The sequence below is a fragment of the Nonomuraea sp. NPDC050451 genome, assembly GCF_044458585.1.
This window is the reverse complement of record NZ_JBITHZ010000005.1, coordinates 207,573-220,958: the sequence shown is the minus strand read 5'-3', so window position 1 is coordinate 220,958 and position 13,386 is coordinate 207,573. Positions and strand designations below refer to the sequence as shown.

At 70.3% G+C, this 13,386-nt stretch carries 13 protein-coding genes; 7 read left to right on the top strand and 6 right to left on the bottom strand.

Annotated elements, in window-relative coordinates; genetic code table 11:
• Positions 1-119: 119 nt before the first annotated feature.
• From ACIBI9_RS19505 to ACIBI9_RS19495, 3 genes are all read left to right on the top strand, one after another.
• Positions 120-542, top strand: a complete 423-nt coding sequence (locus tag ACIBI9_RS19505) for a hypothetical protein (protein ID WP_397223534.1) — start codon at positions 120-122, stop codon at positions 540-542.
• Positions 543-579: 37 nt separating this feature from the next.
• Positions 580-3,453 carry a hypothetical protein gene (locus tag ACIBI9_RS19500; protein ID WP_397223533.1) on the top strand — a complete coding sequence of 958 codons (2,874 nt, stop codon included), beginning with the start codon at positions 580-582 and terminating at the stop codon, positions 3,451-3,453.
• Positions 3,454-3,617: 164 nt separating this feature from the next.
• On the top strand, positions 3,618-4,742 hold the full coding sequence (locus ACIBI9_RS19495) for an NAD(P)/FAD-dependent oxidoreductase (RefSeq protein ID WP_397223532.1): 1,125 nt from the start codon (positions 3,618-3,620) through the stop codon (positions 4,740-4,742).
• A gap of 110 nt (positions 4,743-4,852) precedes the next feature.
• Here the strand turns inward: ACIBI9_RS19495 and ACIBI9_RS19490 are convergent, their stop codons facing one another.
• The 3 genes from ACIBI9_RS19490 to ACIBI9_RS19480 form a co-directional block, all read right to left on the bottom strand.
• Positions 4,853-6,226 (bottom strand): MFS transporter, encoded by a 1,374-nt coding sequence (locus ACIBI9_RS19490; RefSeq protein WP_397223531.1) that lies wholly within the window; start codon positions 6,224-6,226, stop codon positions 4,853-4,855.
• Positions 6,227-6,334: 108 nt separating this feature from the next.
• A complete protein-coding gene (locus ACIBI9_RS19485; protein WP_397223530.1) occupies positions 6,335-6,751 on the bottom strand; it encodes a RidA family protein in 417 nt (138 codons plus the stop codon).
• Positions 6,752-6,773: 22 nt separating this feature from the next.
• On the bottom strand, positions 6,774-7,364 hold the full coding sequence (locus ACIBI9_RS19480) for a TIGR03086 family metal-binding protein (RefSeq protein WP_397223529.1): 591 nt from the start codon (positions 7,362-7,364) through the stop codon (positions 6,774-6,776).
• Between the two features lie 58 nt (positions 7,365-7,422).
• On the opposite strand from ACIBI9_RS19480, the gene ACIBI9_RS19475 reads away from it, so the two are divergent.
• The gene (locus ACIBI9_RS19475) at positions 7,423-7,911 is read left to right on the top strand and encodes a MarR family winged helix-turn-helix transcriptional regulator (RefSeq protein ID WP_397223528.1); all 489 of its coding nucleotides are present in this window, start codon (positions 7,423-7,425) and stop codon (positions 7,909-7,911) included.
• Positions 7,912-7,932: 21 nt separating this feature from the next.
• On the opposite strand, the gene ACIBI9_RS19470 is transcribed toward ACIBI9_RS19475, so the two are convergent.
• Positions 7,933-8,709, bottom strand: a complete 777-nt coding sequence (locus ACIBI9_RS19470; protein ID WP_397223527.1) for an SDR family oxidoreductase — start codon at positions 8,707-8,709, stop codon at positions 7,933-7,935.
• 197 nt (positions 8,710-8,906) lie between these two features.
• Here ACIBI9_RS19470 and ACIBI9_RS19465 point away from each other — a divergent pair, with 197 nt between their 5' ends.
• The gene (locus ACIBI9_RS19465) at positions 8,907-9,791 is read left to right on the top strand and encodes a helix-turn-helix transcriptional regulator (protein ID WP_397223526.1); all 885 of its coding nucleotides are present in this window, start codon (positions 8,907-8,909) and stop codon (positions 9,789-9,791) included.
• Here ACIBI9_RS19465 and ACIBI9_RS19460 read toward each other — a convergent pair.
• On the bottom strand, positions 9,721-10,764 hold the full coding sequence (locus ACIBI9_RS19460; RefSeq protein WP_397223525.1) for an alpha/beta hydrolase: 1,044 nt from the start codon (positions 10,762-10,764) through the stop codon (positions 9,721-9,723). The genes ACIBI9_RS19465 and ACIBI9_RS19460 overlap by 71 nt on opposite strands.
• Complete coding sequence (locus tag ACIBI9_RS19455; protein WP_397223524.1) at positions 10,761-11,684, bottom strand: zinc-binding dehydrogenase; 924 nt, start codon at positions 11,682-11,684, stop codon at positions 10,761-10,763. The genes ACIBI9_RS19460 and ACIBI9_RS19455 overlap by 4 nt, the downstream gene beginning before the upstream one ends.
• A gap of 88 nt (positions 11,685-11,772) precedes the next feature.
• Here ACIBI9_RS19455 and ACIBI9_RS19450 point away from each other — a divergent pair, with 88 nt between their 5' ends.
• Together ACIBI9_RS19450 and ACIBI9_RS19445 are read left to right on the top strand one after the other, a co-directional pair.
• The gene (locus ACIBI9_RS19450) at positions 11,773-12,711 is read left to right on the top strand and encodes a LysR family transcriptional regulator (protein WP_397223523.1); all 939 of its coding nucleotides are present in this window, start codon (positions 11,773-11,775) and stop codon (positions 12,709-12,711) included.
• Entirely contained in the window at positions 12,704-13,360 is a 657-nt protein-coding gene (locus tag ACIBI9_RS19445) for a PadR family transcriptional regulator (protein WP_397223522.1), read from the top strand. Before ACIBI9_RS19450 ends, ACIBI9_RS19445 begins: the two co-directional genes overlap by 8 nt.
• Positions 13,361-13,386 lie beyond the last annotated feature (26 nt).

Sequence of the window (13,386 nt, the reverse complement as noted above, 5' to 3'; positions counted from 1 at the left end):
AGCGTAGGCCGTGAGCAGCCGGTTGCGGAGCGTTTCCCCCTTTTGTGTCCGAACCTGGTCGCCGGACACCCGGCCGCGCGGCGATCGTCGAGCTCGCCAAGCAAAGGAAGGAGTCGACCGTGAACCAGCACCGATCGGCCCGCTTACTGGCGGCGCTCGTCAGCACCGCCCTCCTGACCGCCGTCCAGACGGGTCCCGCCCAGGCCGCCACGAGCGGGCAGACCGCCGCCGGCGTGTACTTCAACAAGGACTGCGTGAGCAGGATCAACTGCACGTACTATCTCCGGCCCCTCACCACCCGGTCGGTCGCGCGCTACCTGGACAGGCACGGCTGGACCGTCGACGCCGCCGCGAGCCTCGTCTGCTTCCGCCTGCCGCCCGTCTACGGGCTCGCCTGCGGGATCGCGATCGCCATCCCCTACAGCAGGGCGCTGCCGCATCTGCGGGCGGCCGCCGAGCAGGGCGGCTGCTTCACGATCAGGGCCAAGCTGCCGATCGCCAGGTTCGGCAGCGTGACCGCGGATGATCCCAACTGCTCCTGACCTCATGTCCTTTCCGTTTCCGAAGGGGGAACGCGGCATGCGAAAGGTTCGGCTTTTGATCCGCGCGCTGGTCGGCGCGCTGCTGGTGCTGGCATACGCCGGCGCCGCACCGGCGCAGGCGGCGCCCGTGGAGGTCACCGTCCACCTCTACCGCGTGTTCGGCATCTCGTGCGACGAGGGCGTCTTCGAGGCGTGCGAGAACGACTACTACCCGAAGTTCAAGATCGGCAATGAGCCGCTGTTCGACGGCAAGGAGGCCTTCTGCTGCGCTCACGGGAAGGACTTCCGTACCAACTGGGTGCACAAGGCCACCGTCGACACCTCACAGAACCCGGTCCGCGTCCACATGGAGCTCTGGGATCAGGACGACCTGAGTGGCGACAACCCCATTCACTGGGTCAAGACCGGCGACTACCTCGACCTGGACCTCAACCTGGAAACCTGCGTCTTCACCGGCGGCGGGCTGACCAAGGAGCAGGGCGCCGGGGTCCCGGGCCTGGCGGGGGAGAGTGAGACCACCGGGGAGGACAGCGCGCGCGGGTACTTCACCATCACCACGCCGCACTGCCTGGAGGTGAACAAGGACGCCGACAGCGACGGCGACGGCCTCATGAACTCCTGGGAGACACCCGGCCTGGGTCTCAACGTGGGCGGTGGCGCGGTCGAGTTGCCCTTGGGGGACGCGCCTTACGGGGCTCTGCCGTACCGGAAAGACCTGTTCGTCGAGGCGGACGCGATGAGCGGGCGGGCGCCGCAGGCGGGCGCGCTCGACGAGGTGATCAAGGCTTTCAAGCAGGCGCCGGTCGATCCGATGGACGCGACGAACACCAAGTTCCACGGCGTCAACCTGCACGTGTCCATCGACGAGAACGCCTTACCCCTGGTGTCCAAGCTGCTCTTCGACTCGGAGGGCACCGGCGACCTGGACGACTTCAACGATCTCAAACGGGGTGACAAGAACGTCGCCTGCGACGGGCACTTCGGCACGGTCGCGGATCGGGCCGACGCGTCGAACTGCGCGAACATCCTGGAGGCCAAGCGCCAGGTCTACCGTTACATGATCTTCGGCGACACTTTCGAGGACAACCCTACGACCGACGAGGACAACAAGGCGTCGGGCATAGCCGAATGGTCGGAGACCGCCCCCCACGGTGGCAACGACTTCCTGGTCACCTTCGGCGGCTTCAGCGGCACGACGATGTCCATGATCACCGGTCGCAGGAACGCGGAGGCCGCGACGTTCATGCACGAGCTCGGGCACACCCTCGGCCTGGGTCACGGCGGCGGCGACTACATCAACTGCAAGCCCAACTACCTCAGCGTGATGAACTACACCCTGCAGTTCGCCCTGCGCGACCCCAGCAGGCCGCTGGACTACTCCAGCGCGTTCAGAGGCACCGCCCTGCCCAAGCTGGACGAGGCCCGCCTCGACGAGAACAACGGGGTACGCGGCACCCCCAACCCGGCACGCAACACCGTCTACGGCGTCAACGGCAAGCTCCGGGTCGCGCCCGCCGACAGCAACGCCCTCGACTGGAACGAGAAGAACGGCCCCAACGAGACCAACGCCCAGGCCGACATCAACTTCATCGAGCGCCTCGGCGCGGCCAACCAGTACGGCTGCGCGGCCGGGAGCCCCAACCAGTCCCACGAGGGCTTCGACGACTGGGCCGGCCTCCAGTACAACCCGCGGATCAACGGCAAGTTCTACCAGGACGGCGCGCGCGAGGGCCTGCCGGAAGAGCTCACCGAGAACATGATCCTGGCCATGGCGCAGAGGGCCGACCTCAAGGTCACCAAGACCGCAGGCCAGAGCGAGGCCGCCGGCGGCGACACCGTCGACTACGCGGTCACCGTGACCAACCTCGGCCCGGAGACCGCCAAGAGCATCGAGCTCACCGACACGCTGCCCGACGGCGGCAAGCAGCAGCGCACGCTGCCCGACCTGGCCGAGGGCGCGGACCACGTCATCACACCGAAGTTCACCTACCAGGTGCCGTGCACCGCGGCCGACGGAGCGGAGATCACCAACACCGTCACGGTCAGCGGCACCGACAGCAAGGGCATCCCCGACCCGTACGTCAGCGACAACACGGCCAAGGCCACGACCACCGTACGCGCACCCGTGCTGACGGTGAGCCAGACCGCCACGGCCACGGTCGACGCCGGGGAGGCGATCACCTACCGGATCACCTACGCCAACACCGGCGGCGGCGCGGCCTCCGGCGTCGCACTCACCGTGAAGCTGCCCGCCGGCGTCTCCTACAGCACCGCCCTCGACCAGGGCAGCGGCCCCAAGCCGGCCTCGGTGTCGGACGGGACGCTGGTCTGGGAGGTCGGCAACCTGCCCGCCACGTCAGGCGACCGGACGATCGAGTTCACCGCCCGCCCGACGCTGCTGGCCCTCGCCGGAACCACGTACACCGCCGAGGTGTCGGCGGCCTACAAGAACTCCAGCGGCGCCTGCACCTTCGCGCCGGTGACGGATTCGGCCACCACCACGATCACGGCCGTGGCGCCCACGCGCGACCCGCGTTCCAAGGGATTCTGGAAGACCCACGACGAGTTGTGGTCCGCCGAGTTCCTTGCCCGCGTCCAGGCCACCGACCAGCGCTACGACACCGACCACAGCGGCGCGCTGTCGGCGGCGGAGATCACCGCGGCCTTCCGTGACGTCAACGAGCCGAAGAGCGTGCTGGCCGAGCACCTGCTGGGCACGTTCCTCAACCTGGCCGACCGGCGGATCAACGCCGGCACGGCCATCAGCGACCCGCTGGGCACCGTGCGCGGCGCCGCGCTCCACGCCCAGGAGACGCTGACGCTCCCCGTCGACAGCTCGACCGCCGAACGCTACAGCGGGATCATCCGGGTGCTCGACGACATCAACGCCAACAAGATCGAAATCTACTGAGGCCCGAACGGAATGGTCCGCGCCTTCCGAGGTGCGGGCCATTCCGGTCCGTCGGAATTCATCGCATCCGGTGCACCTGGCCGATGGACCCCGACCGCTGCCGGCCTTTGCATGCTTGCATGCTAGAAATGGGAGTTCGCCCATGATCTGGGAAGGGGGCGTCAGTGAGGATCGGATCCGGGAAGCGGCCTGAACGTGTTGCCGTCATCGGAGTGGGCATCCTCGGAGCCAGCGTGGGCTGGAACCTGTCGCGGCACGGCGCCAAGGTGGTCTTCATCGACGCGGGCCAGCCGGGCGAAGGCGTCACCAACTGGTCTTTCTCGTGGGTCAATGCCAGCAACAAGACCGCGCGCAAGTCCTACTTCGACCTGAACGTCGCGGGCATGGCAGCCTACCGTGAGCTTGCCGGGACCATCGGGCCGGACTCATGGTGGTATCCCAACGGCCACCTGCGCTGGGCGGACGATCCCGCAGCGGAGGCGAAGCTCCTGAAAACAGCCGAACTGCTGGCCGGCTGGGACTACCGGGTCGAGGTGCGCACGGGGGCCGAGGTGCGCCGCCGGCTCGAACCTGCTCTCACGATCCCCGGCGAGGTTCCAGTCGTGTTCTACCCCGACGAAGCCTGGGTGCACGGCCGTCATCTCGTCGGCCGCCTGGTCGGCCAGGCCGTCGCAGCCGGCGCCGAGCACCGGTTCGGCACCGCGGTCTCTGGCATCGGCACCGGTGCCGACGGGAGCATCCGGACGGTTGCTCTGTCCGACGGGAGCCGTCTCGACGTCGACATCGTCGTGAACGCGGCAGGCCCCAGCGCCTCCCACGTCGCCGAGCTCATCGCACGGCACTTGCCGATGCGCCGGGAACCCGGCGTCGTCACCCGGATCAGCGGTGCTCAGGTCCCGGTTCGCCGGGCCATGCACGCGCCTCACATCGAGATCCGGCCTGACGGAGACGCTTCGGTGGTCCTCCACAGCCGCGAGATAGACGCACTCATCGACACAGGCGAAGATCCAGCGGAACTCGCACGGCTGCTCCACGAATCGGCGCGGCACGTCGTTCCCGAACTCGGCAACTCGCGCATCGTGCGGACACGGGTAGCCAACCGGCCCATCCCCGCCGACGGATTCCCTTCGGTGGGAGCGGTGCCGTCTGTGCCGGGCTACTACGAGGCCGTTTCCCACAGCGGCATCACGCTCGGGCCGGTGATCGGCCGGCTGCTTGCTTCGGAGATCCTCGGCGGGAAGAGAGACGAGATGCTTGCGGACTTCCGTCCGGAGCGGTTCGCCCCGTGACAGCCCGAGCAAGCGGCACCAACCGCAGAATGCCAGTGCCATCGCCTGACATCACCATGAAGCCGGTCGCGCGGGCTGCTGAGCAGGACGGCCGGCTCTGAAATGAGTGGCTAGGCGCGGCCGGTCACCTCGTCGCCTGCGGTTCGGGGGAGAAGGAGCGTGGGGATCGCCAGGAGCGCCAAGATGATCGAGAGGAGGACGAAGGCCACGCGGTACGGCCCGGCGGCGCCCGTCACCCCGGGTATCGTCTCGCCCAGCCGTACGAGCAGCGCGCCGATCGCCACGCCGAGGCCCGCGCCCAACTCCTGCAGCGTCGACAGCAGCGTGTTGGCGTGGTTCATCCGGTCCTGGTCGACGTCGGCGAAGGCCACGCTGTTGTACGCGGTGAACCCCGTCGATCGTACGATGCCGCTCACCAGCAGAAGGACGAGGACCTCGGACAGCGGTGTCGTGGGCTCGAGGAACGCCATCCCGACCAGGCACGCGGCACCGATGATGATCGACCAGAGCAGGACGGTGCGGATCCCGAACCGGCGCATCAGCAGCGTGGTGGCGGGCTTGATCCCGACGTTCCCCACGAACAGTGCGATCACCACCAGGCCCGCCTGCGCCGCCGACCAGCCGAAACCCACCTGGAACAGCAGCGGCAGCACGAAGGGGATCGCGATGATCACGCCGCGGTAGACCGACCCGCTCGCCGCCGTGACCCGGTACGTCGTCACGCGCAGGATCCGCAGGTCGACGATCGGGCGCGGAGTGCGCAGCAGGTGCCGTACCGCCAGCCCCAGGCCCGCGCCGGCGACCACCAGCGCCACCGCCGTCGCCTGGCCGAAGCCCGAGCCGAGCCCCTCCAAGGCCACGATCAGCCCCGCGACGCCCAACGCCATGAAGACGAACCCCGGGCGGTCCAGCGGCTCAGGGGCGTCGGCGCGCAGGTCGGGCAGGATCCGCAGCGCCACGACGAACGCCGCGAGCCCGAGCGGCACGTTGATCACGAAGATCCACCGCCAGGACGCGTAGTCGGCCAGCAACCCGCCGACGACCGGCGCCAGCACCGGCGCGAGCAGGCCCGGCCAGGTCAGGTACGCGATCGCCCGGACCAGATCGGCCTTGGCCGTCGTCCGCAGCACCACCAGCCGCCCGACCGGCACCATCAGCGCCCCGCCCGCACCCTGCACCACCCGCGCGACGGTGAGCGCGGGCAGTGTCGGGGCCAGTGCGCAGCCGAGCGAGGCCACCACGAACAGCGCGATCGCCACCGTGAACACCCGGCGCGGGCCGAACCGGTCGGCCAGCCAGCCGCTGATCGGGATCAGCACCCCGATGGTGAGCACGTACGCGGTGATCGCGATGTTGACGTCGATCGGCGCGATCCCGAGCTCCGCGGCGATATGCGGCGCGGCGGGGGTGATCACCGTGCCGTCGAGTATCTCCATGAAGAACGTGCCGGCGACCAGTAAGGCCAACCCTCTCTGGAATTCCACGTCGGCAAGGGTATAGATGGTGCAAAACCGGAAATTCGGCAACCTCCCCAAGCCGCGCCCGCGAGGAGATGAGTCGCCGGGCTCCGTGAAGTCCGGGGAGCGGTGGAATCAGTTGTGCGCTGATGGGAGCACGGCGACGGCTTCGACCTCGACGAGCTGGTCCTTGTAGCCGAGCACGGTCACGCCGAGCAGAGTGCTGGGCACGTCGTGCTCGCCCATGTACTCCCGGTACACCTTCCACGCCGCGACCAGGTCGCTCTGCCGGGAGGAGGCCACGTAGACCGTGGTCTTGACGACATCGGTCAGCGACGCGCCCGCCCCTTCCAGCGCGGTCACGAGGTTGCGCATCACCTGGTGCGCCTGGCCGGCGTAGTCGCCGACCGCGACGGTCTCACCGTTGAGATCAAGGGGGCACGCGCCGGCCACCCAGATGGAACGCACCGGCGCGTCGGCGACCGCGGCATAGGCGTAGTCCACCTGCTGCGTGAGCTGGTGGTTGCGGATCAATCTGACGCTGCTGCTCATTTCGTACTCCATTCCGAAGAGTTCACCTGGGCCAGCTGGGCGAGCGGCCCAGGATTGCCACGATCTCATCCAGCCGCGACCCGCCTGGCCGCGGGAGCGCCGGCGCGAAGGCCGCCCCGGGCGCGAGGCGTGCTTCACCGCCGGGTACGGCCTGCGCCACAGCGAGGGCGACGTCCAGCAGGTCCGGCGGGAAGTCGACCTCGACGCCCAGTGCCTTGGCGAGATCCCAGGAGTGCACCACGTAGTCGATGAAGTGGAAGCTGATCGCCTGCGACCCGGGGAAGGGGCTCCCGCTCGCGAACTCGGGCAGCGGGAACATGCGCTCCAGCACGCCGTCGGCGGCGAAGGCCGCCATGACATGTTCGGCCGAGGCCCGATAGCTCGCCACGGGATCCTCGCCGAGGGAACGCAGCTTCCACCGGGCGAGATCGCCGTCTCCCCTGGATGCCGCGGCGAAGCCGTAGTGCTGCGTGGCCATGTGCGCGAGCAGGCCGTACACGGTCCATCCGAGGCAGGGCGTCGGACGGGACAGGTCCGCGGGCCGCACCCGCTCCGCCAGCTCGACGCTGGCGCGAACGGCCTGCGCGTCGAGCATGACCACATGCTCATTCATATGCATTCGCATATGATCTGCATATGCTTATGATCTGTCAACCGGATATCTTGGACCTGTGACGGCCCGCCGTGATCTCGCCGAGATGCTGCATCCTCTCCTGCAGTCGCTCATCGCGGCGGAGCTGCCGGTGCTGGCGGCGCACGGTGTCTCCATGTGGGGCTACACCGTGCTCGGCGCCCTGGACGACGGTTCCGTACGTACCCAGGCCGCGCTGGCCGAGGCGATCGGCGCCGACAAGACCCGCATCATCGGCACCCTCGACAAACTGCAGGCGGCCGGGCTGATCACCCGCGACCCGGACCCGCACGACCGCCGCGCGAGGATCCTCACGATCACCGCCGAGGGCCGCGAGGTGCGCAGGTCGGTGCGGGCCGAGATCCAGGCCAACGAGGAACGCCTGCTCGCACGCCTGCCCGCGGCCGACCGTCACGGCTTCCTCCGCGCCCTGCAGGCCCTCTACCAGCTGCCCCGCGAGCAGATCACCGAGAGGTCTCCGCTCGACCGGCGGCCCGCTCAGCGATCGAACGCGGCTCACGACCGCTGAGGAGCAGCAGGGGGCGGACGGTCAGCTGGGCTGGCCGGTGGGCATGATGGTGACCTGCTGAAGGTTCACGCGCGGCGGCAGGCTCGCGAGGAACCCGACGGTCTGGGCGACGTCCTGCGGCGTGAGCCACTCCATCGTCCCCTTCGCGCCCTCCAGCCACGCCCGGGCCCCCTCGTCGGTGACGTGGCTCTGCAGCTCGGTCTCGACGATGCCCGGCTCGATCGCCGAGACCCGTACCTTCTTCGCGCCCAGCTCGACCCGCAGGTGGCGGGAGAGATGGGTGACGTATGCCTTGGTCCCGCAGTAGACGGCGAAGTTCGGGAAGATGTTCTGGGCCCCGATCGACGAGGTGTTGATCAGGTCGGCCACTCCGCGCTCGGCGGCGGCCTTCACCAGCTGGGGAGTGAACGCGGCGATGGCGTTCATCAGACCGGTGATGTTGAGGTCGATCTGGCGCTGCCACTGGTCGGTGGCCAGCTCCTCGATCGGGGCGGGCAGCATGACGCCCGCGTTGTTGAACAGCAGGTCGGCGCCGCCCAGCTCGGCCGCCACCCGGTCGGCGGCCGCCCGCACCGCCGCCGCGTCGGTGACGTCGACGGCCAGGGCCAGCGCCCGGCCCCCGTTCTTCTCGATCCGGGCGACCAGGCCGTCCAGCCGGTCAGCGCGCCTCGCCAGGACGACGACGCGGGCGCCCAGCTCGGCCAGGTGCTCGGCCGCCGACTCGCCGATGCCGCTGGAGGCGCCGGTGACGACCGCCACGCGGCCGGTGAGGGGACGGGCAGAAGTCTGCGTGGTCATGTTGCGTACCTTCCAAGGTGGGTGAATTACAGGTGGCCGCGGCTCGTATCGCCGCAAGCTCCCCAACCAGAACACCACCCGCCAGGCCCCCGTAGGCCGTCAAAATGAGCCCTCACCAGGCAGGTCTCCGCGTAACTGGTACTGTCAGGGCCACCCTGGCGACGGATGGCCGTGCCAGGCTTGGCCACACTGGAGACATGGACCGAAGCAGCGAGATCGCCGACTTCCTGCGCTCACGGCGCGCCGGGATCACCCCTGAGGGGGCCGGGCTGCCCGCCGACGGGCGCACCCGCCGGGTGCCCGGGCTGCGCCGCGACGAGGTGGCCCGCCTGGCCGGGGTCAGCACCGAGTACTACACCCGGCTCGAGCAGGGCCGCGGCGGCTCCCCATCGCCCGAGGTCGTCGAGGCCCTCGCCCAGGCCCTGCAGCTCAACCCGTCCGAACGCGAGCACCTCACCAACCTGCTGATCCGCCCCGCCGCCGGGCGCCGGGCCCCGGTCAGCCCGCAGCGGGTCAGGCCCGGCCTGCACCTGATGCTGCACACCCTCGACCACGTGCCCGCCTTCATCCTCGGCCGCCGCACCGACGTCCTGGCCTCCAACCGCCTCGCCCGCGAGGTGCTGACCGACTTCGACGCCCTGCCCGCGCCCCGGCGCAACCTGGCCCGCTACTACCTGCTGGACCCGCAGGCCCGCGAACGAGTCGGAGACTGGGAGCGGATCGCCGCCGAGACCGTCGCCGTCCTCCGCCTGGAGGCCGGCCGCTACCCCCACGACCGCCAGCTCGCCGACCTCGTCGGCGAGCTCACCCTGAAGTCACCCGAGTTCTCCACCTGGTGGAACGACCACCGCGTGCTGCGCCGCACCCACGGCGCCAAGACCTACCACCACCCGCTCGTCGGCGAGCTCCACTTCGCCTACGAGTCCTTCCAGGCACCCGGCGACGTCGACCAGACCCTGTGCGTCTACAACGTCGAACCGGGCTCCCCGACCGCCCAGGCCCTCCAGCTCCTCACCAGCTGGACGGCGCCACAGCGGCAGGCACATCCCCGGCCCGAGCCCCACACTCCACCCGCTCCCTGAGCGCCGCGGAGATCCAGTCGGCGGCCGCCGCCAGCCAGTCGGGGCGGGCGTTGCCGAGCAGGTGATCGCCGTGCGGGACGTGCAGGTACTGCCCGTGCCGTGCCAGGCGGGCCAGCGGCTCGCCGTTGGTCACGCCGGGGATGACGTCCTGGCCGCCGTCCACCACCAGCAGCGGGCAGGCGATCCGCCGGGCGAGGGCGGACAGGTCCACCTGGCCGGCGAAGCGGCGGGCCGCTTCCTCTCCACCGGCGCGTTGGACGAGCAGGTCCCGTACGAGGGGCGGCAGGCCGTCCCAGTGCAGACGGAAGGGACCGCTGACGGTGACGGCGGCCGCGACGCGGGGTTCGCGGGCGGCGCTTTCCACGACGTAGTAGCCGCCGAGGCTGAGCCCGACGAGTCCCACGTGCTCGGCGCCGAGCGCGTCGATGACCTGGCCGAGGACGCGGTGGTAGTCGGCGCGCACGGTGGTGGTGGCCGCGAGCATGCCCTGTCCCGGCCCGTCCATGGCGAACACGGCCATGCCGCGCCGTAGCAGGGCGTCGATCACGTTGTGGAACTCCTCCTTGCTCGAGTCCAGGCCCGGGACCACCACCGTCGTGGCCGCGGCGTCGGCCGGGCCGCGCAGCCAGCCGGCGAAGTCCGGTCCCTCGACCCGGCGCGCCACCGGCTCCAGCAGGTCCAGCGCGCGACCCATGGCGGTGTCCGCCTCGGCGGCCGCGAGCGCCCGCTCAGGGTTCGGCCCCAGCGTGGCGAAGTGGAACCAGCGCGCCGCCACCCGGAAGTGCTCGCCTGCCGAGATCGCGGTGGCCGCCCGCCCGGCGCGCGCCAGGTGGCCGCGCGCGGCGCGCATGAAGGCCTCGCCCCATCGATCCAGGTCGGGCAGCTCGCCCGTGACGCGCAGGTACTCGTGCGGGTCCAGCCCGGCTCCGGTCGCGCGCGACAGGTTGGCGGCGGCGAAGTCCGCGGCGCTCATCGTGATGCTCCGATCGTCAGTACGGCCTTGCCGCGGATGCGGCGTTCCCGCAGGTCGATGAGGACCTCGGCGGTCCGGCTCCAGTCAGCGGCACGGCCGATCTCCGGGTGCAGCCGGCCACCGGCCACCAGGCGTACCAAGGTGGCCAGGTCGGGACCGTACGGTGCGCCCGCGTAGTGGAAGTGCCGGATCACGGCGTTCTCAGGCCCGGCGAGCAGGTCGAAGAAGTCAACCGTCGCCGGCGTACGCCCGGCCTGGCCGAACCAGACCAGCGTGCCACCCGGCACCAGCCTGGCCAGCGCGGCCGCCAGAGCGTCGCCACCCGTTGACTCCAGCACCACGTCGAACGGCCCGTCCGCCGCGCCCACGTCGTGCACGATCACCGCGGCGCCCAGCTCGCGCAGGCGCGCGCCGCGCTCCGCCGTCGCGGTCACCGCGGTCACCTCCGCCCCGGCCGCCGCGGCGAGCTCGGTCAGGTAGTGCCCCACCCCGCCGGAGGCGCCGGTCAGCAGCAGCCGCCTGCCGGCCACGGCGCCGGCCGCGCGGAGCAGCCGGAGCGCGGTGATCCCGGCCAGCGGCAGGGCGGCCGCCTGGACCGTCGTGATCTCGTCGGGCAGGACGGCGATCGAGTGGGTGGGCACGGTCGCGTACTCGGCCCAGCCGCCCATCGGCGGGTGGCCCACGATTCGGGTGCCGGCCGGCGGCCCCGAGCTGTCGGCGGCGGCCTGCACGACGAGGCCGGCGACGTCCTTCCCCGGTGTCAGGCCGGGTTTCGGCGCTTCCAGCAGGAACGTCTCCCCGCGGTTCGGCGCGAACGCCTCGACCTTGACCAGCACTTCGTCCGGGGCGGGCACGGGCTGGGCGTCCTGGGCGAACTCCACCGGCCGCGTCGCCTCCCCAGTGGGGATCAATCTACGCATGCGGCAATGAAACTGGCATCCGGGTCGCGTGATCCAACAACGGGCGCGACAGGCCGACAACCACCGGTTGTCGCCTAAGGTGACAGGCGTGGACCTCGATCTGGCGCAGGTGCGCGCGTTCGTGCTGGCGGCCGAAGAGCTGCACTTCGGCCATGCGGCCGAGGAGCTGTCCATCTCCCAGCAGGCGCTCTCCAAGCGGATCGCCCGCCTGGAGTCGAGGCTCGGCCTGCGCCTGCTCGACCGCGGCGGCCAGGGGGTGCGGCTCACCGAGGCGGGGCGGCGTTTCCTGGAGCCCGCCCGGCAGGCGCTGGCCGCCGCGGACCTGGCCGTGGCGACGGTGCTGGACGCGCACCGTCCGCTGCGGATCGATGTGTGGGGTCACCTGTACGCGCCCATGCGCACGCTGGCGCAGGTGACGACCGGCGAGCCCCGGCTGGAGCTGGGCCACGGCCGCGACCTGCCCTCGGTGATCGCCGCGCTGCTGCACGGCGACATCGATGCCGCCTTCGGCCGCGTCCACGCGCCGCTGCCCGCCGGGCTGACGCATCGCCTGGTACGGCTGGAGCCGGTGGACGTGATCTTCAGCGTGGACCACCCGCTGGCGGACACGCCGGCGATCCGGCCGTCGCAGTTGCGCGACAGCGTGCTGTGGACTCCTGGGGCGCTGCACCGGCTGGACTTCCTGCACCGATTCGCGGAGTCCTTCGGCATCCGCGACCGCGCCGAGGGCACGAACCTGGGACTGGACCACTTCCTGGCCGACCTGGCAGCCGACGCGCGCCGCTTCAGCCTGCTGCCCGCGGACGTGCCCCTTCCGCCTGATCTGGCGATCCGCTCGGTGCCGCTGGTGAGCCCCACGCCCCTGTACGCCTGGTCGCTGCTCTGGCGCGGCGACGGCGGTCATCCGCTGCTGGACGCCCTGGTGGGCGCCTTCGTGGCAGAGGCCGAGCGGAGCCGGTGGCTGGAATACGACCCCGTCTGCGACTGGCTGCCCGAACGCCACCCGCCGCCTGCACTCGATGCTTAAGGCACAGCCTCAGGCTCTTGATCACGGCGACTACTCTCGCGAGACTAGTCGTGTGTCATCAATACGTATCTTCATCCTCGGAGCGCTGTCCGAGCGCGGCCCGATGCACGGTCACCAGCTACGGCTTCTCGCCGAGGAGGAGCACCTCGACTTGTGGACCGACATCACCATCGGAGGGCTCTACGGGGCGATCAAGCGCCTCGCCGCCGAAGGGCTGATCGAGGAGGTACGGACGGAGCAGATCGGCTCATATCCGCAACGCAAGGTCTGGCAGATCACCGATGCCGGCGGGCAGACGCTGTCGTCGCTCCGGCTCCGCGGGTTGCGCGAGATCGTTCTGAAGCCCGACCCGTTCGACCTCGTCCTCACCCGGCTCGATCCGGACCGTCTGGATGACCTGCCCCCTGTGATCGAGGCGCGGATCGCGTCACTGGAGGCGACGCTCACCGAGTACGAAGCGCATGCGCGGTCGATCGCCCGCTACCTGACCCTGGCGGAATCACTCGCGATGCGGCACCGCGTCGTGCGGTTGCGAGCGGAGATCGCCTGGCATCAACAGCTGGCATCGCAGCTCCCCGAGCTGATCACCGAGGGAAAGACTCGGAGCGGTGTCCGGTTCGAGCACGGCAAAGCTCATCAACGCGGCTGACCTGCGGGAGGAAGAACTCATCATGC